Raw genomic sequence first — 24,770 nt, 5'->3', positions numbered from 1 at the left:
GTTGTTTTGAGTCGACGAAACAGTCTACTATTCAAGTGTTAATATTCAAAGACTAAAAACCTGGACCTATATTTTTGAAGGAAATGCATTTGGGACTCAGCCCAAAGTATAATCGCTTCTAAATTTTTAGTGCGTTTCTTCCAGATTAAACTCCTCTTCGATAATCACTTCTAATTGCTCCAAACCGGTAAACAATTGATCGTAACTATCAATCACAAAGTAATCAGTTTGCAATTTCAGATTATCATATGGGGTATTGATAAGCTCATACACATCAAAATCATGCTTGCTACTGGTATTGCTATAGATGTTCTTAATTTCCTTTCTTGATGTGAGGATCGCTCCTCCGTATGGTTTGACCTCTCCTTCTTCATAAATCAGACCCATTTCCAAAGTATACCAATAGAGCCGGGATAAATAAAGAACGGCCTTTTCATTTTCGAAGTGTTTCAGTCCCAACTCACTAAACTTCTTAACAAATTCCGAAAATGTATCATTCAATAACATCGGCACATGGCCACACACATCATGAAAGATGTCGGGTAACTTGCTAAAACCCAATTCTTGAGGCTTTCTGATTTGAACTGAAACAGGAAAATTCTTCTTCATCAACATAAAGAAAAATTCTTTGGTTGGTACCAGGCCGCGAACACCTACCGCCTGCCATCCGCAAAAAGAACCTAGCTTTTCATTAAGCTTGTCCAAATTAACCACCCTACCCTCCGGAAGTGCTATTTTTCGGTAGCCCAACTGGTATCCTTCTGAAGAATATGAGATCAGTTCCTGATTTTGAATTTCATATAATTCCTTCCATGTTTTGTGGTCATCTTCTGAGTAAGACTCATACTGTTGTTCGATAAATACACTCATTGTAATGTGACTTGTTTTTAGCAGCTGTAATCTAGGCAAACCGATCAAAATATTGCTAAATAAATGGCAAACATTTTCCTCTCAATTTGATGGTAAACATTGTCTGATCTTTTTTTTCTTACCTACATGATATATGTATGTTTTAACATATGGAAAAAAGAGGTATAACCTTGCTATATGCGCCATTAAAGTTATTTTAAGCACTTTTTTTCTATATTTTCTTCCTTCAAATACTGACAAAAAAATGATAAATTCACCCAAAATTTTCACTAAAAAAATTAGTGTATTCTTTTTTTGTAATTGACGTAAGCAGGCATTTACACCTATCTCACTCATTATTGATCGGGAAACCAGATTCGTCATCTCATAAGAATTAACAGTAATTGTTCATCCATATTCTTTTTATATTTTGAATAACTTCGAAACAAACAATAAATCAACCCTCTATTATGTTTAAAACGAACCTCCGAATTTCATTAAGAAACCTCATCAGGAATAAGTCTTATTCACTGATCAATATCCTTGGGTTGTCCATTGGCATGGGGGTATGTTTAGCCATTTTACAATATGTCCAATTTGAGTCAAGTTACGATGGTTTTCACACCAATGCTCAGGATACCTATCGACTGACCCTAAGAGCACTGGAAAATGGGGAGGTTAACAGACAACAAGCCAAAACCTCTTATGCTATAGCTCCTCAAGCACTTCTTGATATACCTGATATTGAAAGTTACACCAGGATCCACCCACAGTATTTCGGAGCAGTGGTGAATAATCCCGAAAAGAATAATCCCTTCATGGAGGAAGACATGCTCTTCGCGGATAGTACTTTTTTAGAGATGTTCGACTTTGAATTAAAGCAAGGCAATCGATCAACTGCGCTGGACGATAAATATAGTATCGTTCTTACGGAAGAGATGGCAGACAAATATTTTGGATCAAAAGTGAACCCTATAGGAAAAACCCTTAAGGTCGATGGATGGGTTACTGCCAGTTTTAAGGTAACAGGTGTTCTGAAGACGATTCCTGGAAACAGTCATTTAGAGTTCGACTTTTTAATGCCAATGCAATCTCTCTTAGAAAGTGAGAGCTATCAAAATGGTCGAGGCAGATGGGGAAGAACCAATTTTTTCACCTATTTCAAATTAAGAGATGGAAGTAAAACAGCCGATGTTGAGGAGCAGATTGCCGCAATGGTTTACGAGAATTTCGGAAAAACGCTGGAACACTATAACATCACCTGGGAGTTTGCACTACAACCCCTGCCAGATATCTATCTCTATTCCGAACATTTAGAAGATCAAGCAACCAGTACAGCTAATATCCAGGAAATACGTGCCCTTGTTCTCATTGCTATCATCATATTGATTGTGGCATGGCTCAACTTCATTAATCTTTCCATTGCCAGCTCTACCAAGCGGGCAAAAGATGTGGGTGTTCGAAAGGCGCTGGGTTCTACGAAAGGCCAATTGCGGAAGCAGTTTATTATCGAATCGTTTCTGATCAATGTCATTTCCGCTGTGATTGCTTTGTTCATTACCGCAGCATTACTTGCTTATCTCAATCAGATTCTTGGAACCAAGTTTGCCTTTTTGCTGGTACAACAAGCATCATTCTGGCTAACCTTCATACTTTTTATCATCGTTAGCTCTTTTGCTTCTGGCATTTACCCTGCAGTAGTCATTTCCTCTTTCAAGGCGATCAATATTCAACGATTTAAGCTGTCCAATTCAGGATCGGGGTTCAATATCAGAAAAGCCTCACTGGCATTCCAATTCCTCATTTCTACCCTACTCATCTCAGGCACATTCATCATCTACAATCAGATTACATTCATGAAAACTCAGGATTTGGGTGTAGATATGGAACAGGTATTGATTGTTAAAGGACCAGAGATCGTTTCCAACGAAGAACAATTGCCATCAGACCTTGTGGCCTTCAAAACAGAATCCTCCAGATTGGCATCAATTGCTTCGTCCACCAGTTCCGGCACAATCCCCGGGAAAGGTCACAATGCAGTTGTTGGCATGAGAAAATTAGGTGATGAGCCAAGTCTGAATAAACCTGGCGGCATTTCGTATGTTGATCCGAGTTTCTTTACGACCTATGAATTTGACTTCCTTGCCGGTGAACCATTTAAGGAAAGTGATCTTACTGGCAGTCGTCCTCATGTGATTATCAATGAAAAGGCAGCTGAAGTATATGGTCTTGGCCAGGGAGAAGAAGCACTCAATAAACGGATCTTGATCAGAAAGGATACGGTGTATGTGTCTGGTGTCTTAAAAGATTTTCATTGGCAGTCATTGAGAGAAGATCACATGCCCATCTTATTTGTGGTTAGTAATCAGGCTAAGCGCTATTTCTCCTTTAAAATGAGTCCCAGTAATATCTCCGAAACCATTGTCCACATACAAAATTCTTACAATGATATCTTTCGGGGGAATCCATTCAATTACTACTTTTTGGATGACGAATTCAACGAGCAATACAAGTCTTATGTACAGTTTGGCCAGATCTTCCTGATCTTCTCCATACTCGCGATTTTTATTGCATGTTTAGGCCTGTTTGCATTCGTCACCTTTTCTGCCGCTCAGCGAGTGAAAGAAATGAGTATTCGAAAAGTTCTCGGGGCGGATGTTAATCACCTGATTCTCATATTGTCAAAAGAATATGTGATTACACTAATTGTGGCCAATGTAATCTCAATCCCAATTGTTATTTATGTGGCCCAGGATTGGCTTTCTAATTTCGCATTCAGGATGCAACTGGGAATCCTGGCCTTTTTGGTACCAATACTGACCTTGTTCATCATTTCCTGTTTGACTGTAGGACGTCAGATTGTGAAAACAGCCATGATCAATCCGGTAGACTCCATTAAAGCTGAATAGTAAACCAGGTAAATGTGAAAAATCAACATAGTTCGGGCATAGCCCGAACTATTCCATGACATTGCTTAAGTAGCGGTTAAGGTATCGTATTGTTTGACGAGGGATTTTGCGTGCTTATGGTAGTGCAATTTGTCATCGCTCCATATTAAATCTACTTCACCCCACTCCATCACACTTTTAACATCGGGGAAAAACCCTTTGCCTTTAAAGTTGGCGCTGGTGTTACACAAAACCGGAATTCCGGTATGTCTTTTATACTCAGCTAACAAACGATAAATAACAGGATTTTCTGCCTTATTTACAGTTTGTAACCTTGCGGAACCATCCAAATGACATACAGCCGGAATTTTTTGCAACCAACTTTCTTTCACCATGTGATCGAATAACATGTATGGATCAGGGCTGCCAGGATTAAATACTTCAGGAGCATCTTCCTCAAGGCATATTGGTGCCACAGGTCTATAGGGCTCACGATCTTTAACACGATTGAGGATATCTTTCATGGAGGTACTCCGTGCGGAAGCAATGATACTCCTCCCTCCTAACGAACGCGGCCCCACTTCGGCATTACCTTGAAGCACCACGACCGGAAGGTCTTCATTTTCGGCGATCATACCCGCAAGGGTTTCAATTGGACAATCCATTGATGACCATTCCTGATCCATTTCCAGGCTATCCTGCACCTTGGGGCCACAGAACACACGCCAATCTAACCATCGGTCTGGGGATACTGTGATCATCTTCGCACATGCTACTCCAATAGCACTGCCAGAATCGTTTGGAAAAGGTGGAATCCATAATTCTTTTAACAATCCACTATTTCGAAGCGCGCTGTTCCATTTGATGTTCAATGCACATCCACCGGCATAACAAAGGTTTCTTTCGTTCGCCGGGTATTTGCTCAACTTGTTCTTGAGCCCTTCAAGCAATTGATCCTGAAGAAACTGATGCATCGTTGCCAGCATGTCCTCCTCTCTATATTTTTCTTTGATGCGTCTATTGTGCAGATGTTTTACAAAAGTGTGAACAAAGTCCAAAGACAGATCCAAATGCTCTTTGAGCACTGAATTATATTCATCCAACAAATCAGGCACCACTTCACCCTTTGCGATATAGGCCATCACTTTGCCTGCGATTGATAGGTCTTCCTTTTGTTGCGGATTTGCGACGCTAAATGGATGGAAATAACTGGCGAATACCTGGTAGAAGTTACCAATCAGAAAATTAATTGGCCCCAGGTTTTGAAAGGCAATTTTCTGTGCATCAAAGTAATAGAGTCTTGGGAACATCCCACCATCCCATACCAGGATGTAACTGCTTTGATTTGCTCTGGCAAAAGGGCTGCTGCAATAGGCTCCGGCAATATGCCCTGTCACATGCATATAGCTGGAATATGCCAGCACGTGGTTATCTATGGGAAGTGAGTCATGATCAAAAGGTTGAAAAACGTTGGCCGACAGGGCCTTTTCCCGGTATCCTGCAACAGCCAATTTGACTGGGTTTCCATTCGATCGAGCCTCGATAAACGAGTCTTCCAGTCCTGACCAGCCATCGATGACAAAGTGGTCAACATCTTCAATTTCCAGGTCATATTCCGCCAGAATGTGTTTCACGATCGATAGATCAGGAATGGAACTGAACCTTGGATTGTTATTCAGTTTTTCCATTTCTATGCTAAAAATCAGTTGATTCCCTTTGATGACCGCAATTCCTCCATCATGAGTTAATTTCAGGCCACAAATTATTTTGTCATTCATATTAGTCAGTTCATTTTGACCATTCCATCAGGAACGGTAATTCCAAATCGGTTCAGTAGTTAAGATTCTAGTTTAAGTGCTCCATCAAGCACGGCTTCATTAATGATCGGTTCAAGTGTTGTTAATGCGGGTTCTTTCAGGATAGAAAAATGTGTAGCTTCAATAATATGCCCGGTCACTGGATTCGAATAGTAAGACGACCAACGATTCCAATCGAAATTAGAGTCTTCGGCGTGGACATATAAAAGTGGAGCATCAACTTTTCCTTTTGGGCGATAGCTTAGCATCACACGTCTAAACATGGCAATGGTCTTGAAATACATCAACATGTTCTCAATATCAATGTTGTCCTCAGTTGGCAACATATTTCGAATCCCTTCTGGCAATGTTCTCAGCACAGATACGGCATCAAGGTTATTAAGGCTAGTCAGCTTTTTGAAGTCCATGAGCAATTCTTCGAAAGATTTGGCCTTGAGTAGTTGATCGGTATCCCAATCGAAAAACCCTGTAATAGCACTTTGGATTTCTGTTAATAAATCACCTTGAACCTGCTGCGTGTTCTCATTCAATACCGTATCGAACATAAAAACCTGGGCAACCTTTTCGGCGCTTTCTGCTTCCAGTTGATAAGCCATTTCATGGGCAATAACACCACCGAAACTCCAACCTGCGAGGTGATAGGGCCCTTGTGGTTGAATAGATTTGATCAAATCAATATATTTCGAAGCTATTTCATGAACATTGGACACTTCGTAGCTCAGGTCCGATAAACTTCCGGATCTGATTCCCCAACAATTACACCCTGCGAGGTGACTGACAAGATCCAGATACCCCAGTAAATCCCCACTGCCATCGTGAATAAAGAACAAGTTCTTTTCATTCGATTGCTCATGCTTTAACCTAACCAGTTCATCGGATTCAGACCGAAGGGGTTCTTCCGTCTCCAGCGCAAAATGAGTTGAAAACTCGTTAATGGTCGGATATGAAAACAAATCCACCAATGCCATGGGCACTTCAAATGAGTCAGAAAGCTTCTTGAAAAGAATCATGGCTTTTAAAGAATTCCCGCCTAACTGAAAAAAACTTTGATCTATACTGATCTCATCCTCTCGTAAATTCAACACTTCAGCCCAAAACGATACCATTCGCTGTTGTACAGGATTATTCGGAGGCACGTAATCTTGTTTTGTTTGAATCTCTTGCTCACCAATGGCCTTTCGGTCCAATTTACCATTAGCGGTAACCGGAAGCAGATCAAGTAATATAAATTGAGCAGGCACCATATACGCAGGTAATTGTCGTGACAGAACGTGAGACAAAGAAGATTCAAGATCCTGCTCTTTTGATACGTAATAAGCTACCAAAGTCTCAACATCTCCTCTTTCCATCAGTAACACAGCACAGGCAATGACGGATTCATGGGCCAGTATATGACTTTCGATCTCACCTAACTCCACTCGATACCCTCTGATTTTCACCTGATCATCCACCCTTCCAAGAATCTCAATAGTGCCATCAGGGAGCCGTCTTCCAAGATCTCCTGTTTTATAGAGCCGCTCTCCTTTTTCGAAGGGGCTTTCGATGAACTTTAGTGACGTTTGAGTAGGATTATTTACGTAACCTCGGCTCAAGCCCTCACCGCTTATGCATATTTCACCAACAACTCCCCTGGGCTGGAGCTTCCCTTGCTCATTGAGCACATAGGTACGGGTGTTGGCAACAGCCTTGCCTAAGGGTAGCGCATTCCAATCTCCACTCCCTGGAACAAAAGAATAAACATGGGTCGTTACTGTGGCTTCGGTTGGGCCATAGGAATTATAGATCGGATAATTAGCAGCATATTTCTGCACCACATGCACCGGACATTTTTCCCCGCCCACGTTGATTCGCCGCAATGCGTTGCTTTTACTTAATTCAAAACTGGCCAGAAATGATGGTGTCACATGAAGATGGGTAACACCGGATTCCTGGAGAAAAGTATTGAGTAAATGCTCGCTTAGAATCATTTCTTTATTGGGAACGACCAACGTACCACCGGTACCAAAGGCAAGCCACATCTGTTCCACTGACGCATCAAAACTTACATTGGCAAATAGTAAGATCCTTTCTCGGTCGGCTATCCCATATTGTTCAGGAAGTGATTGGACCAGGTTGATGACCGAACGATGTTCCACCATGACACCTTTGGGTTGACCCGTCGACCCAGAGGTATAGATGATATAAGCCAATTCTGAGGGAGAAAATCCAACTGGTTGGTAGGGTTGACCGTCCAGGTTTGTCTCGGATCGGGTATCCAACACAGTTAATGCCTTCTCAAATTGAGAAACATATGTTCTCTCAGTCAGCAGCAATTTGGCAGCACTTTCCTGAAGCATGAACAAGACCCGGGATCCTGGCAAACTGGTATCGATCGGCAAATAGGCTGCACCAGACTTCAAAACAGCAAGAATTGCAATGACCATTTCCGGTGACCTTTCGATCATGACGGCCACAATGTCTCCTGGTTTGATGTTCGCTTTTTGCAATCGCAAACACTGCTCATTTACACGTCGATTCAGTTCAAAATAACTGAGCTCTTCTTTCTCGGCTATCAGTGCGATTTCATCTGAATGCTGTTCCACCGATCTTTCGAACAAATCGACAAGGGTCGTATCTTTTTCTATGGATTCAGCCGAATAGCCGCATTCGTTTAATAGTTCATGCCTTTCTTCAGGTGAAAGGATGTCAATCTCGGAAAGAGGAATTGCTACGTCAGCGATAACACAGCTAATCACCTTTTTGAAGTAATTCAAGAAACGGTTAATGGTCGAAGAACGGAATAACTCCGTGGCATAGTTTACGCTAAGGTGTAACCCATCCTTCAACTCATTTACGGTAAATGACAAATCAAATTTGGCGACAACATGTTCATTTTTTACAGAAGTAATCCGTAGATCCTGTATCGCCTCAGCCTCCTCTTCATATCGGTGGTAAGCAAACATCACATCAAACATTGGATTACGCCCGGTATCTCTGGTTAATTCCAGGGCTTCTACCAGGTCCTCATATTGATAAACCTGATGTTCAAAACAATTGAGGACATTTTCTTTCACCTGACGCAAGAAAGCGTCAAAGCGCAAGGCATGTTTAGGGTAGTTTCGGAGAGGCAGCGTGTTGACAAACATCCCTTGCATCCTTTCCAGATCTGCATGTGTTCTTCCTGAGGTAGGTGTTCCTACGATGATGTCTTGCTCATTACTCAACTTGCTCAATAACACATTGAGAACAGAAAGCATGGTCATGAACATGGTCGTTCCCTGCTCCTTATTCAGTGCTTTTAAACCGACAGATTCCTCGGCACTTAACAAACATCCGGAAATTGCTCCGGAATAATCCTTGACCTTGGGTCGGGAAAAGTCACCAGGAAGGTTTAGTATTTTGATCTCTTGTTCAAACGCATTCAGCCAAAATACTTTACTCTCGGATAGTCTGGTTTGCTCAGCCTCACTCTGTTGCCACTCAGCATAATCCTTGTAATGTAGTGTTAGGTCATGAAGTTGCTTTCCATTATAAATACTGATTAGTTCATTGATCAAATACCCTTGAGACACGCCATCACTGATCACATGATGCATATCTATCATCAGCATGCGATCTTTGGTGGACCGTGTGACCAATCCGACTCTTAGTAAGGGTGGTTGACTCAAATCGAAAGGCTGAATGAATTGCTTGACGACTTCCTCCGTACTTCGATCACCCGGTTCATAGTGCTGCATCTCAAAGCCTGGATCCTCAATCACCCTTTGAACCACACTTCCCTCAACCAATTCGATAGCCGTTCGAAAGATCTCATGTCGATCAATTAGCGTCCTAAAAGCTTCTTCCAATTTCTCAGCGTCAAATTCACCTTCAATTCTAACGACCTGAGGGATGTTGTAAGCAGTGGAGTGTTTATCGAACTCATTCAGAAAATATTGTCGTTGTTGTGCCGCTGAGCTGGCATAGTAAGTTTTTTCCGGAGCACGAGGAATAGACGCCCTTTGTTTTTTTGACAATCCATCTATGAAATTGGCTAGACTTCTTATGTCCTGATAAGTAAAGAGTTCTTTTACAGGGACTTTAACCGCCAACGACTCTGTAATTTTATTGGTCAGCGTCATCGCCTTCAGTGAGTGTCCCCCTAAATCAAAAAAGTTATGATCAACACTGATTACATCCTTCTTGAGTTTTAGGACATCACTCCACAGTTCAACCATTTTTTCCTCTGTAGCCGTTTCCGGACCCACGAAATCCTCCTCTACAGCTTGAATTTCTACCTTAGGCAAAGCTTTGCGGTCTAATTTGGCATTTCTAGTGACCGGTAGGAAATTAAGGTGAACAAAGTGAGCTGGTACCATATAAGCCGGTAAAAACTCGGAAAGTTGATCTTTCATCCTGCCAACAGGCAATTTCTCCGGCGCTACATAATAGGTCACCAACTTCGCATCATTCCCATTACCCAACACAATCACCGCCGCAGCAGTAATTGATTCAAGTTTAAGCAGGCAACTTTCTATTTCACCCGTTTCGATTCGAAATCCCCTGATCTTTACCTGATCATCTATCCTTCCAATAAATTCAACATTACCATCGGGAAGCCATCTGGCCAGGTCTCCTGTCTTATAAAGACGTTCGTCAGATCGAAATGGGCTCTGGATAAATCTTTCATTCGTCAGTGTCTGATTATTCAGATATCCCCGTCCAAGGCAATCCCCGCCAAGGTAAAGCTCGCCTACAACACCAATAGGCTGAAGGGTATTACTCCTGCTCAAAATGTAAGCACTGGAATTGGCAATCTGCTTTCCAATAGGGACAGATGACCGGTCGTAGACTCTCTTATTATAATGGAAAATATTGGTAACAATGGTAGCCTCTGTAGGTCCATATGCATTGAAAAAATCAAGGGATCTACTGTATTTCTCAGCCAAATGAACCGGGCATTTTTCTCCGCCCACTACGATTCGCTTCAGATAAGGATTGTCTTCCAATTCAAAGCTCGAAAGGAATGATGGCATCACTTCGAAATACGAGACCTGACTTTTCACCAGGTATGCGTTCAGCAACTCCGTATTGGTGAGCGTCTTCTCATCCACAACAACCACCGCTGATCCACTGTTGAAAGCATACCAAATCTGTCCGACAGAAGCATCAAAACTTACACTTGAGAACATCAACATTCGTTCCCCCTGGGTAATGCTCATCTTCTCCTTATGATCGTGCAATAAATTGATCAGTGACCGATGTTCGATCATCACCCCTTTCGGTGTTCCGGTTGAGCCGGACGTGTAAATAACATATGCCAAATCGCCAGAGGAGAAAGTAACAGGCTGATAGGTACCTTCAACACTTTCATGAGATCTAACATCTACTGCCGCCAAATCATATTCCCCTGATTCAATCTTATCTGTTTCAGTCAGCAATATCCTGGCGCCGCTATCTTCGAGCATAAACCTTACCCTTGAGACAGGCAGTTTCGTATCGATCGGCAGGTAAGCCGCTCCAGCTTTCAGTATCGCTAAAATTCCTATGACCAATTCTGGAGATCTTTCGATCATAATGGCCACAATATCTCCTTTTCTAACGCCGGAGCCCTGTAATTGAGCACACAGATCATTTGAACGCTGATTCAATTCCAGATAGCTTAACGTCTCTCCATGGAAGATCAATGCGGTTTCATCTGGGGTTCTTTCTACCCATTGTTCAAAGATGTCAACAAGCGTCTCGTCTCTGTTGTAAGGCAATTTAGTAGCATTGAATACTGATATCTGTTGATTTCGCTCTTCATCAGATAGTACATCTATTTCCGACAACTTCACGGTGGCGTCGGTGGCAACTTGCCCAATTAATGCCTTCAAATAACCATTGAAGCGATCAATGGTCGATGGATCGAACAACTCTGTAGCATAATTGACATGAACATGAAAGTTCTCTACTATTTCACTGACTGTAAAGGTCAGGTCAAATTTTGCTACGTCATGTCCACTGTTCATTGGATGGACTGTAAGGTCTGGGATCGCCTGTGTTCCTTCCTCGAAGTTTTGATAGACAAACGCCACATCAAACAGTGGATTTCTTCCTTGGTCCCTATTCAGGTCCAGTGCATCAACCAACTCTTCGTATTGATAATCCTGGTTCTCAAAACAATTAAATACACGCTCTTTTACGTTTTGCAAGAAAGCTTCAAAGCTCAACTGATCATCGGGATAGTTGCGTAACGCCAGTGTATTGACAAACATGCCTTGCATACCCTCCAGGTCCGCGTGATTACGACCTGCGACTGGTGTTCCGACCACAATATCCTGTACATTACCCAGTTTGCTCAACAACACATTGAATATTGACAAAAAGGTCATGAACATGGTCGTTCCTTGCTTTTCACTCAAGGTCTTTAATCCCACTGATGCTTCAGTAGCCAATAAGAAACCTGTGGTTGCGCCGGAATAATCTTTCTCTTTTGGACGTGCATGGTCAGTCGGTAGATCCAATGCGGTAACGTCTTCTTCAAATTCTCTTAACCAAAAGGATCTTTGTCTGGAAAGCCGGTCTTGTTGGGTTTCACGCTGTTGCCATTCAGCATAATCTCTGTACTGTAATGGTAGATCTTGAAGCTGTTCGCCATTATAGACACGCATCAATTCATTGATCAGATGTCCCTGCGAAGCCCCGTCACTGATGATATGATGTATATCCATCATCAAAACATGCTCATCAGCGGATAAGTGGATCAGTCCTACTCTAAATAATGGAGCTACACCAAGGTCGAAGGGACGAATGAATTGACGAACAATACCTTCAACACGTTGTTCATCCGCTTCAAAATGAGTTATTTCAAAATTGGGATGATCAGCCACTCGTTGTACTACCTCACCATTGAATAGTTCGATCGAAGTTCGGAAGATATCATGCCGATAGATCAACGTCTCAAAGGCCTTTTCCAATTGATCACGCTTCAATTCACCTTTTAGCCTCAAAATACGAGGCATGTTGTATGCTACCGAGTCTCTTTCCAGCTCGTGTAAGAAAAACAATCGTTGCTGAGCTGAAGAAGCCGCATAAAGTGGTTTTTCCGGAGCTCTTGTGATGGCCGTATGAAGATCACTATCCAGTGTATCAATATGTGCCGCAAGGCTGATGATATCTTCATGCGCAAATACCTCCCGTACAGGCAACGCAATGTCTAAATCCTGCGATATTTTGTTGACCAGCATCATGGCCTTCAATGAATGCCCACCCAGCTCGAAAAAGCTCTTATTAATACTGATGTGTTCTTTCTTCTTTTTCAGCACTTCACTCCACAATGTGAGTAAATACTCTTGAGTCGGCGTGATGGGTTTCACTACTCCGGCAACTTCATTCGAGCTGATATTGGCAAGAGCTTTTCGATCAAGTTTTCCGTTGGTATTGATTGGGAATTCCTCCAACCCTACAAAACGTGATGGCAGCATGTAATGAGGCAGCTGCATTGCCAGGTAATCTCTCAACTCGGAATGTGAGACGTCTCCTTCGGACAAATAGTAAGCCACAATTTCTTTCTCATTCCCTTCTCCTATCACCAAAATGGCGGAGGCATTCACGGAATCATGAGATGTCAGACAGCTTTCTATCTCTCCTGTCTCTATTCGGAATCCTCTTACTTTCACCTGATCATCAACTCTTCCTAGGATTTCAATATTTCCGTCAGGAAGCCACCTTCCCAGGTCTCCGGTCCTGTATAGCCTACTGTTATGATCAAATGGGTTTTCGACAAATTTTGCCGCGGTAAGGCTATCGTCGTTAAGATAGCCGCAACTTAAGCCATATCCACTGATGCATATCTCTCCGACAACTCCCATCGGTTGAAGATTATCTTCCTCGCTGAGGATAAAAGTTTGGGTATTGGCAACCGCCTTTCCCAGAGGAAGTGTGCTTAAGTCAAGCGTCTCCGGGTCGAATGCATACACATGTGTTGTTACTGTCGCCTCTGTTGGACCGTATGAATTAAAAATCGGGTAATCTGCGGCATATTTCTGAACAACGTTTACCGGACACATTTCCCCTCCAACATTGATTCGTTTGAGGGAAGGCATGTTTTCCAGGTTGGAATTGGCCAAAAAAGAAGGGGTTACATGTAAGTGAGAAACTTCCGTTCGTCGCAAGTAGGCATTCAGTAAAGTCTCGCTTAAAATCATCTCCCTGTCGGGTACTACCAGTGTCCCTCCTGTATCAAACGCAAGCCACATTTGTTCTACAGAAGCATCGAAACTCACATTGGCAAAAAGCAAGAATTTTTCCTGGTCTGTGATCCCATAATGCTTCGGAAGAGATTTAACGAGGTTGATCACCGAACGATGTTCCACCATCACGCCTTTAGGCCGCCCCGTTGATCCTGAGGTATAAATGATGTAAGCTAAATCAGTAGGAGAAACAGCTACGGGTTGAAAAGATCCAATCGCTCCGTCCTGAATTGAAAGAATATCTAGTACACGTATCGTATTTCGGAAAGAGTCCAAATGCAAACTTTCAGTGAACAGCAGAGCAGCGCCACTTTCCTTTAGCATGAATCTTATGCGGGAATCTGGCAACTCTGTATCAATGGGCAAATACGCCGCACCAGATTTAAGTACGGCAAGGATACCGATCACCATTTCAGGAGATCTTTCAATCATTACGGCGATAATATCTCCAGTTCCTATACCCTCTTTTTGTAATCGAGCGCATTGCTTATCCACCTTGTTATTCAATTCGCGATAGCTTAATGTCTGATCATCGAATATCAAAGCCTCCTCATCCGGTGTTTCTTTGACCCATCTATCAAACAAGTGGATCAGTGTCTGATACTGGTCATAAGCTTCTTCCGTAGCATTGAATTCCTTCAATAAAAGCGATCGATCTTCAGGTGAAAGCAAGTCTATTTCAGCAGGTAAAGTCTCGCTATTCGATATCGCAGCATCAAATATATTCAGCAGATGGCCCCTGACGTTCTCGATTGTTTCATCGGCAAATACAAGGCCATTGTATTGCCATTCAATTCGTATTTCATCACCGGGAAATACCAATATGGTAAGATCGTAATGCGACTGTTCAAATACTTCCATATGATGAACCAGGTAGTCGCCTTCCTCTTTCGCATTTCCTTCTATCTCTTTAGAGATCGGGTAATTTTCGAAGACCATGATGTGATCGATGAGGTCCTTACCTAATTCACTGTGAGATTGAATCTCCGGTAGAGAGTTGTAATGAAATTCCTCCGTTTCCAATGAAATCTGTTGAACCTTTTGGAGTAAGGCACCTAAAGTATCCGCAGCATCGAAAGTGATCCGTGTCGGTATGGTATTGATAAAAAGACCAACCATGGTCTCGATTCCGGAAATTTCGGCTGGTCTGCCGGAAACGACCGTTCCAAAGACCACATCTTTGGTGTTGTTATAGCGGGCCAATAACACCGCCCATAAGCTCTGAATGATCGTGTTCAAAGTGACGCCATATTGGCCTCCCAACTTTCGTAAAGCATCTGTTTGAACTTTGTTTAAAACAGCCGATACATGTCTTTTCTGGTAGTTGCCGGCACTCTGAGGTGAGTTCAGGTTCTTGGGTAATGTTGCGATTTTCTCATACCCCTGGAGGTACTTCGCCCAATAATTAACAGCTGCTTTTTTATCCCTGTCCTCCAACCATCCAATGTAACTGGAATAAGGCTGAACCGGTGGGAGATCTATTGGCGTATCGTGTTTAAAACTCCTATATAGTGCACTAAATTCATTGATGATGACTCCCATGCACCAGCCATCCATCAAGATGTGGTGGTGACTCCAGATAAACTCATATTCATCCTCATTGACTTTTAGTATGATCACTCTCATCAGTGGATCACGACTCAAGTTGAACTTATTGGCCTTATCCTGATCTCTGTAAGCTTGAATGGTTTCATGGAAATCTCCATTTTCCAATTCTTCCGTAAGGTCATGGTAACTCAGATCGGGCTTACGCTCTTTCAAGACCACTTGTAAAGGCCGTTCAAAACCTTCATGGAGGAATAAGGTTCGGAGGATATCATACCGCTCGATCAGGTAAGAAAAGCTTTTCTCTATCGCGCCAATGTCTACCTGACCTTTAAGTCGGTAGCTAATTTGTTCAAAATAGAAATCCGCCTCACGATCTAGCAAGGCGTGGAATAACATACCCTCTTGCATGGAAGACAAGGGATACACATCGCTGACTTTGTACTGACTTTGAAGCAATTCCAATTGAGGAATCGTCAGGTTTTTATAGGTAAGATCCGAAGGTGTGAGCTCTTCGATTTTTAACTGGGAGCAGTATTGGATGAGGTCTTCAAGCTTCTCTTTGAAGGTTTCCATTACTGCTACCACCGTTTCCCGATGATATTGCAATTGGCTATACGTCAGACTAAGACTTAAGTGACCACTAGACACCATTCCAGAAAAATCCCAATCATAGACCCTTTCTTCTTCTAAGGTGTGGTTGAGCCCTTTTTGCTCAGAAGCCATCGCAAATACTCTGTCCTCGGTATCACTATCAAATTGTCCCAGGTAGTTAAACCTGATACTCGAATCGGCAACCACAGGATCCTCATTGAAAGCATCTTCTGTAAGGAATTTACTGATCAGATAGTCGACTCCATTATTCGGTACCGCACGAAGTTTTTCCTTAACTGATTTGATCAAATCACTCAAATCGTCACCTTCCAGGTTTAGCTGAACCGGATAAATACTGGTAAACCAGCCAATTGTACGACTAATATCTACGTTTTTTAGGATCTCCTCACGACCATGTCCCTCAAAATCAACGCGAAGATTATTGGTATTAAAGCACGCTTTGATGCTCAGCAACAAAGCACTTAATAAGATATCATTGATCTGGGTAGCATATGGCCGATTGACTTTTGTTAACAAGAGTTGAGTTAGGTTTTCATCTAGCTGAAAACTGATCGTCGAAGCATCTGTGTACCGATTTCCGCCTTCAGGGAAGTCTCTTGGGATCGCCTGGAAGTCCTGGTCAATTGCGGTTTGCCAATATGATTGCTTACTTAGGAATTGATCTTGCTGAAGGTACGATTGAATGCCATGGGCCCACTTTTTGAAAGCATCAGTCTTAGGAGGCAAAGTCAAGGTGTCTCCCTTCTTGATCTGTGTGTACAACGTTTCAATATCTTCAAATACAATTCGCCATGACACACCATCCATCACTAAATGGTGAACGGCAATTAATAGTCGACTCCCATCATTCAAGTGGAACAAACCTAGTTTCATCAGAGGACCTGATTCCAGATCGATGCTACTTTGAACTTCGTTGCATAAAGTGAGCAGCTCTTTTTGAGGGTCTGGTAGCTGTTTTAGATCCACTTCTGTGATCGCCACATCAATACCTTTCGGTTGATTTTCCTGAATCGTTCGATCACCCTCATTCCTGAACCGCATCCGCAATGCGTCATGATGTGACTGTATGGCATCGAATATGCGATAAACAGTGTCATCAGTTATCCCTTCAGAGAAATTGAGCATCACCGATTGATTATAGTGATGTGGTGACTTCAGTTGCTGTGCAAAATACCATCGCTGAATAGCTGTAAATGGCACTTCTCCAGTTACTTCTGACTGATCAGCAGTGATCTCTCTGAGTTTCAGTTTAGGCGCTAATTGTTCAATGGTTTGGCTATTAAAAATGTCTTTGATAGACATTTCATAACCAACCTGGCGCATTCTTGAACTGATCTGAATAGACTTGATCGAGTCTCCTCCTATCGCAAAAAAGTTATCTCTAATACCTATTTGATCTACCCGTAATACTTGTGACCACACCTCACACAGTGCCTTTTCTTTTTCTGTCTTAGGAGGCACATGGTTGGTGGTTCGTGTTATGTCTTCTTTTGGCAAGGCTCTGTGGTCAACCTTACCATTCAAGGTCAGCGGGAATTCCTCAAGTTGAACAAAATAAGATGGCAGCATATAATCAGGAAGTAATTCTGCCAGGTAATTCCTCAACTCATTTGCCTCTATATCATACTTAGCAATGTAGTAACCCACGAGGTATTGATGATTGTCCCTTTCTTTGGCAACTACATGAACATCAGTGATGTCAGCGTGTGACGCCAGCTGATTCTCTATTTCTGATAACTCAACTCTGAAACCCCTGATCTTGACCTGATGATCGATCCTTCCGAGAAATTCCAGGTTTCCATCGGGCAGCCATCTTGCCATATCCCCGGTTTTGTAGATGAGTTGCTCCTTGTTGTGAGGATTGGGAATAAACTTCTGATCAGTTAAGCTTTTTTCCTGATGATACCCAAGAGCCACTCCATGACCACTGATACAAAGTTCCCCGGCCACTCCCACGGGAAGCAGTTCATGGTTCTTACCTAAAACATAGCATTGGGCATTGGCTACAGGCTTACCTATAAGAGGTCTTTTCTCAAAAGCAGAGATCGATTCTCGATGAATATGTGTCGCTACTGTGCCAATGGTAGTTTCCGTAGGCCCATAGTGATTCACAAAATTCACCCCTTCACCAAACCTGGAAAGTTCTGCTTCCAGATGTTCGGTTTTAATGGATTCACCACCAAACACAATATAACTGAGCGCTGATGAAACCTGAAATTGATCGTCATCTACCAGGGAGAAAGTAGAAAATAAAGATGGCGTTAGTTTCAGATAAGTGATGGCGTGCGCACTAAGGTAGCTTAGCAATTGTTCCGGGGAACTGTAGAGCTCCTTGCTGACAAGGTGTAGTTCACCGCCGGCTATCAACGTTGGGAAAATACTGGAATACCCCAGGTCAAATGCATAGGATGAGGTCAAAATTGACTTGTCCTTATTGCTAAGTTGTATGAATTCACCAAACCACAATGAGTAGTTGACCAAATTGCTATGCGAAACCTCTACACCTTTCGGTTTACCGCTACTACCAGAAGTGTAGATCAGATAGACAGGATCATTACCTACTGGCCTAATGGATGATTCTATTGGGGGTTTCTCCTTCAGCTCCTCAAGGTCTACCGCAATCTTCTTGTCCGAAAATTGTATCTCCTTTTCCAGATCCTTTCTGGTGAGAAGGATTTTGCTTCCACTGCTTTTTAGTATATCCTCATTTCGGTTGAGGCTATGCTCCGGATCAAGTGGCAGAAATGCGCTACCAGATTTCATACTGGCCAAAATGCTGACGATCATTTCCAGAGATGGATTGAAAAACAGCGCGACAATACCGGAATCATTGGCTAATGATGAAATTTTCACAGCCAATCGTTCCGAAAGCTCATGGAGCAATCCATAGCTCACCGGCACTCCTTCGCACATTAAAGCGATATTATCCGGAGCTTGTGCAACTTGCTGTTCAAACAATGATACAACTGTTTGCTGCTCGTCGTAAACCTGGCTGGTTTGATTGAATTCACGCAGCAAGGTCACTTTCTCTCTTTCCGGGAGCATGTCAATACGAGCCAGCTTTGTGGTGGTGTCTTCGGCTATTGCACTAACAATTTTCTTAAAGTAGCTGACGAATCTGGTGATGGTTGCCTCCGAAAAAAGCTCGGTCGCATAAACCACATTGAAATGCAGGTGGTCCTTTGATTCTGCAGCACGGAAAGTAAGATCGAATTTGGAGGTAAGATTTGGCGTACTGTCATAACTTTTGGACTTGATCCCAGGAACGCTAAATGTTTCATATTCAAAATTCTGAAAGACAAACATTACATCGAACAGGGGGTTCCTGTTGGGTTCCCTGCTCACTTGCAATAAGTCGATCAGGTCTTCATACTGGTAGCCCTGATTGTCAAATGCTCGGAGCGTTCGTTCTTTGACCTCCTGCAAAAATTGTCTGAAGGTCTTCGCCCCTGCGACATTATTGCGCAACACCAGCGTGTTCACAAACATCCCGATCATCTCTTCCAAATCCGTGTGGTTCCGACCTGCCGTCGGTGTACCTATCACTATGTCTTCCTGATTGCTCAGCTTACTCAACAACACATTCAGCGCCGACAACAATACCATGAACATAGTCGTCCCTTCTTCTCGCGTCAACTGTTTCAAGGCAGCCGTCTCCTTCGCCTCCAACATGAACCCTATCTTGCCACCACGATGTTCCATCAACCGAGGACGTGCATGATCTGTCGGTAACTCCATCACCGTCACTGGCTCGGAAAATATTCCTTGCCAATAGTCACGTTGGGCTAACAGCCCTGATTGGTATGCCTCACTTCCCTGCCACTGCGAATAATCCTTGTATTGTAAGGATAGTGCCGTCAACTCCTCACCCTGATACAACCGCATGAAGTCTCCGATCAGTATCCCCTGTGAGGTGCCATCACTCACAATGTGGTGCGTATCTACCATCAACACATGGTCCGCTTCCGATACACGGATCAAGCCTACCCGGATCAATGGGGCTGTCGACAGATCGAAAGGCCGGATGAATGCCTTCACCAGTGAACTGACCTCTGATTCTTCCGCTTCGTAGCAAGCAATATCAAGTGCACAGTCCGCATGTACCCGCTGTACCACCTCTTCACCTACCATCTCAAAGGAGGTTCTTAAGGCTTCATGACGATCAACCAGCTGCTGTAAGGCATACGCCAATTGTTCCCTGTCCAAATCCCCCTCAAACCGTACCACCTGTGGCAGGTTGTATGCCAGAGAAGACCGGTCAAACTCATATAAAAAATATAACCGGCGCTGTGCCGATGATAACCCGTAATGTGGCTGCTCCTCTGCCTTAGCTATCGATTCATGACTTTGGCCTTCCTGATCCGATAAGTACGAGGCCAGTGAAACAATCGTCGAGTGCTTAAAAAAGTCCACCAACGAAATGTCCACCTGAAAGTGCATGTTGATCCGACGCGTCATCGTCAACGCTTTCAAGGAATCTCCTCCGATCTCAAAAAAGTCATCCTCTACCTCCAGGTCAGTCTTGCCAAAAAAGGACTGCCATAATTCCAGTAACCCAGTCTCCAGATCACTGTAACTACTTATTGACAGCTCTTTGGTCGATGCTTCCTCCTTGTCTGCAGCTGTGTCTACCGATGATGGACTCAGACTTACCACTGCCTGAGGCTGATCTCGATTGGCCATTGGGTCATATCGGGTAATGAAAACCTCAGGCCGGTTCAGTTTCAAGCTCCGCTTCAATAAATCATAACCCTCCTCCGGGGTGATGCTGTCCTCACTCAAGTTGAACCGCTTCGCTGCAATCTCTCTGGCTGCTATGCCCACCTCTGACCACTGGTTCCAGCCAATGCTGATCACCTTGCCTTGTTGTACCAATGACTGTGACCGGGCAAAGGACTCCAAAAACAAATTGGCCGCTACATAACTTACCTGACCAAACGGGGCCGATACCGATGAAAATGAGGAACAATACACCGTAAAGTCCAACTCCTTGCCCTCCAGGGCTGAGGTCAACGCGATCGTACCATAGATCTTCGATGAAAAGATCTCCTCACAATCCTCCCGGCTCCGTTTATGGATCACACCTGCAAAATCTCCAATACCCGCCGTGTGGATCACACCTCGTATCTGACCTGTCTGCTGGGTAATCCTGGTGAGCTCTGATTTAAGGGCCGCCGCGTCTGTCAAATCAATACTGACATAATACACCTCACCTCCTCGTTCCTCGATCTTCAATAAAGTTGCTATGGTACTGTATTGTGGATCTTCTTCTTTATTTTTCTTATTTAATGTTAGCCATGAAGCCCAATCGCTTTTGGGTGGCAATGTCCTTCGACCCAACAAGATCAACTTCACTCCGGGTACCTCTTTCGATAGTTGATCAGCATAGGTCAACCCTACTCCACCCAGACCTCCTGTGATCAGATAGACTCCTCCTGCTACCCATGAGAGTTCCTCATTATTGGCTGGTAAGTCCACTATCTTTTGACGTAACGAAGGCGTAAACCTTGTTCCGTAGCGATAACTCACCAGCTGCTCACCATCAGAATAATGGAGCTCATCCAGCAACGAACCAATCAATTCTTCGTCACCATCTACCCTGTTGAGGTCTATGTTGCGGCAACTGATGTTTGTATATTCCTTCGGGATCACCTTTACCGCTCCCAACATCGGGGACTGGTCCGCCAAAACAGCTTCCTTTCCCAATACCTGATGTAATCTGTGGGTCAGTGTCGTGATCTCTACCCGATCCTTGCCTACCCATTCGCTTACTGAACGCGTCAGGTCCAGTAAACTGAAATAGCTCTCTCCTAGCTTCTTACGGTACGATTCTAAACGTATCTGTGGTTCCTCTACACTCAGCCCCCAACCGAATATGATCCGCACATCTTTCCCTTTACGGTCAATCGACCCTAACAGTCGATCATAGTGATTCCTGTCTTCTGGGTCTATCGTGAAGGCTGTTTCCTTCTCTTCAAAAGAAGTGCCTTTTCGTACCTCAATAACTGTATCTCCTTTCGCATTCAATGACGACAATAATCCGTCTGCCAGGCCTTGCCAGGAATCGTCACAGAAAAACAAGGTGAGGTGTTCTCCTTTCTCTCCTAAGCCGTGCCCTTCCTTGATCAACTCCGAGGATTCCCATGAGGGCACATACAGGCATTCCGATAAAGATGTGCTCACCGGACGCTGTACCGACATCATCTCCATGATCATCTTCGTCGCATCGACATTGGCTGGGTATTGCTCTTTTTCAAAGGAATACGTCGGTAAGGAAACCTTCTTCCGTTCTTCATTACCGTAAAAGGCACTCCAATCTGGTTGGTGACCATGAACCCACAGTTTGCCCAATCCTTCAAAGACACGCTTGAAGTCATTCTCCTCTTCCTTCGGATGCCCCAACATATTCACCACCTGATGGCCTCTGCCTTTCTTAGGATGAGCGCCAACAAATGATCCCAGCGTCTTGCCGGGGCCTACCTCCACAAACAATACATGCTCCGAGCTCATCAACTCCCCGATCCCTTCGGAAAACTTCACCGTATGACGCAGATGTTTCAACCAGTAGTCTGGTTTACTTACCTCTTCATAGCTCGCCTCCTTCCCTGTATAGTTCGACATAAATGGCGTCTGAAGTTCAGAAAAAGTCACCCGCTCCAATTCCTCACGATAAGCATCCAGCATACCATCCATCATCTGGGAATGGCCCGCATGCGAAGAGCGTACCGATTTTGTCATGATGCCTGCTCCTTCCAGCAGTGCCTGAAATGCATCTACTGCCTCAGGAGGTCCCGAAACCACACACGAGGTGGCACTGTTGTGCGCAGCAAAGGCAATCTCAGGGGCCTGATCTAAATAGGGTTGTAAATCCTGCGATGAGATCGATACACTCAGCATCTTTCCAGCAGGCATCTGCTGCATCAGCTCTCCGCGACGAACAATCAAACCTAAGGCTGATTCCAAACTCAACAACCCACTGAGGCAGGCTGCTATGTATTCCGCATTGCTATGGCCAATCATGCTGTCTGGTTGAATCCCCCAGCTCATCAGAAGTTTTGCCAGGGAATACTCAAAACTGAACAGCAGCGGTAATGCATTCTCCAGGTCATCAATACCCGTCGAACCCTCTGAAAACACAACCTGCTTCAAATCCCGGCCACTCAGTTTCGTGATGAGCTCAAAACATTGATCAATGGACTCCCGGAAGGATGGTTCCCGATCATAGAGATCACGGCACATGTTCACATGCTGTGAACCCTGACCCGGAAACATGAAAACAACTTTGTAGTTCGTCTTTTTACTCAACGCTTTAGTCCCACGAGAATCTTGCATCTCTCGCAATTGGACAATCGCCTCTTCGCGATCCCTGCAAACCAGCACTTTCCGGTGGGAAAACGATTCCCGGCCCGTGTTCAGCGTATAAGCGATATCCGATAAAGACGCTTCTTCCGCGTTTTCCAAGTATTCCAAAAGGTGCGTCGCATTCCGCTGGAGCGCGCCTGAGGTCTTGCCTGATAACTTCAGCAACTGATAGGAACGTTTCGATTCCGTCGAGCTTACTTCCGGAGCCTCCTCCAGAATCACGTGCGCATTCGTGCCGCCGATCCCAAAGGAGCTCACACCCGCGCGCAATGGATAGCCTTCAACTTTCCAGTCCTTTAACTCCGTATTCACATAAAAAGGTGAAGCATCGAAGTTGATCTTGGGATTGGGCCGCTCAAAATGCAAACTTGCCGGAAGTTGACGGTGCTTTAATGACAGCACGGTCTTGATGAATCCTGCAACTCCTGCGGCCGCATCTAAATGTCCGATATTCGTCTTTACAGAACCCAAGGCGCAGTATTTCTTCTCACTCTTGCCATAGGCAAGGGTCAACGCTTCTATCTCAATCGGATCTCCTAATGGGGTGCCCGTGCCATGCGCCTCAATGTAACTGATGCTCTCCGCTGGCACATTTGCCATTTTGCGTGCCTTCAGGTGCGTCTGTTGTTGCCCCGAAATGCCCGGAGCTGTATAACCTACCTTATTGCGTCCGTCGTTGTTGACCGCACTCCCCCGGATCACCGCATGGATGTTGTCTTTATCCGCTATGGCATCTTTGAGGCGCTTCAAAACCACTACACCAGCACCTTCTCCTCTGATCGTGCCACTGGCATCGGCATCAAAGGCACGACAATGCCCGTCTTTTGAGGCCGTCATGCCTTCCTGATACATGTATCCTTTCTCCGCCTTATTCCCAATGGATACACCGCCGGCCAAAGCCATATCACACTCTCTCAACAGCAAACTCATGGAAGCTCTCTGAATCGCTACTAAGGAAGTTGAGCAAGCGGAATTGATATAGATGGAAGGCCCTCTTAAGTTAAATAAGTAAGATATTCTTGTGGCGATGTAATTAACATCTCTGAAGACATAAGCACTTAATTCATCGACTTCTCTACCTGAATTAATGATCTGTGCGTAGTTCTGCCAATTGACATTGGTGGCTCCTCCTGCAAAAACGCCAACCTTGTCCTTGTTTTCAGACATGATGTAACCCGCATCTTCCATGGCACCCCAGACACATTCATGGAAAACCCGCATCTGTGGATCCATCAAACTGGCTTCATCTGGCACATAGCCAAAAAAGGAAGCATCGAAGTTCTCTTTGTTTTGTAAGTAGCTACTGGCTTTTACATAATTAGGGTGATTGATGTAATGTTCTTTCTCGCCGCTGTTCAAAAGGTCTTCCCTCGAAGAAAAAGTAATGGACTCTTTGCTACTCTTCAGGTTTTGCCAGAATTCGCCAATGTCGTTTGCTCCGGGGAACCTACCCGACATGCCAATTACAGCTATTTCCATTCCATTGTAATCCTTCTTCATTT

The 24,770-nt window shown here is 43.9% G+C and carries 4 protein-coding genes; 1 reads left to right on the top strand and 3 read right to left on the bottom strand.

Annotated elements, in window-relative coordinates; all coding sequences use genetic code 11:
* Positions 1–126: 126 nt before the first annotated feature.
* Positions 127–870: a hypothetical protein gene (locus tag R8G66_07765; protein MDW3192245.1), complete on the bottom strand. Its 744-nt coding sequence runs from the start codon at positions 868–870 to the stop codon at positions 127–129.
* 449 nt (positions 871–1,319) lie between these two features.
* Between R8G66_07765 and R8G66_07760 the strand changes: the two genes are divergently transcribed.
* Positions 1,320–3,758, top strand: coding sequence for an ABC transporter permease (locus tag R8G66_07760; protein ID MDW3192244.1), 2,439 nt, complete (start codon positions 1,320–1,322; stop codon positions 3,756–3,758).
* Positions 3,759–3,823: 65 nt separating this feature from the next.
* On the opposite strand, the gene R8G66_07755 is transcribed toward R8G66_07760, so the two are convergent.
* Complete coding sequence (locus R8G66_07755) at positions 3,824–5,515, bottom strand: carbamoyltransferase N-terminal domain-containing protein (protein MDW3192243.1); 1,692 nt, start codon at positions 5,513–5,515, stop codon at positions 3,824–3,826.
* 59 nt (positions 5,516–5,574) lie between these two features.
* Positions 5,575–24,768 (bottom strand): amino acid adenylation domain-containing protein, encoded by a 19,194-nt coding sequence (locus tag R8G66_07750; protein MDW3192242.1) that lies wholly within the window; start codon positions 24,766–24,768, stop codon positions 5,575–5,577.
* Positions 24,769–24,770: the final 2 nt, after the last annotated feature.

The sequence above is a fragment of the Cytophagales bacterium genome, from assembly GCA_033344775.1.
Taxonomy (GTDB): Bacteria; Bacteroidota; Bacteroidia; order Cytophagales; family Cyclobacteriaceae; genus JAWPMT01.
This window is presented reverse-complemented; position numbering and strand designations above follow the sequence as displayed.

Coding starts and splice junctions, on each gene's coding strand:
- R8G66_07765 (MDW3192245.1), bottom strand. CDS start 870: ATGAGTGTATTTATCGAACAACAGTATGAGTCTTACTCAGAAGATGAC.
- R8G66_07760 (MDW3192244.1), top strand. CDS start 1,320: ATGTTTAAAACGAACCTCCGAATTTCATTAAGAAACCTCATCAGGAAT.
- R8G66_07755 (MDW3192243.1), bottom strand. CDS start 5,515: ATGAATGACAAAATAATTTGTGGCCTGAAATTAACTCATGATGGAGGA.
- R8G66_07750 (MDW3192242.1), bottom strand. CDS start 24,768: ATGAAGAAGGATTACAATGGAATGGAAATAGCTGTAATTGGCATGTCG.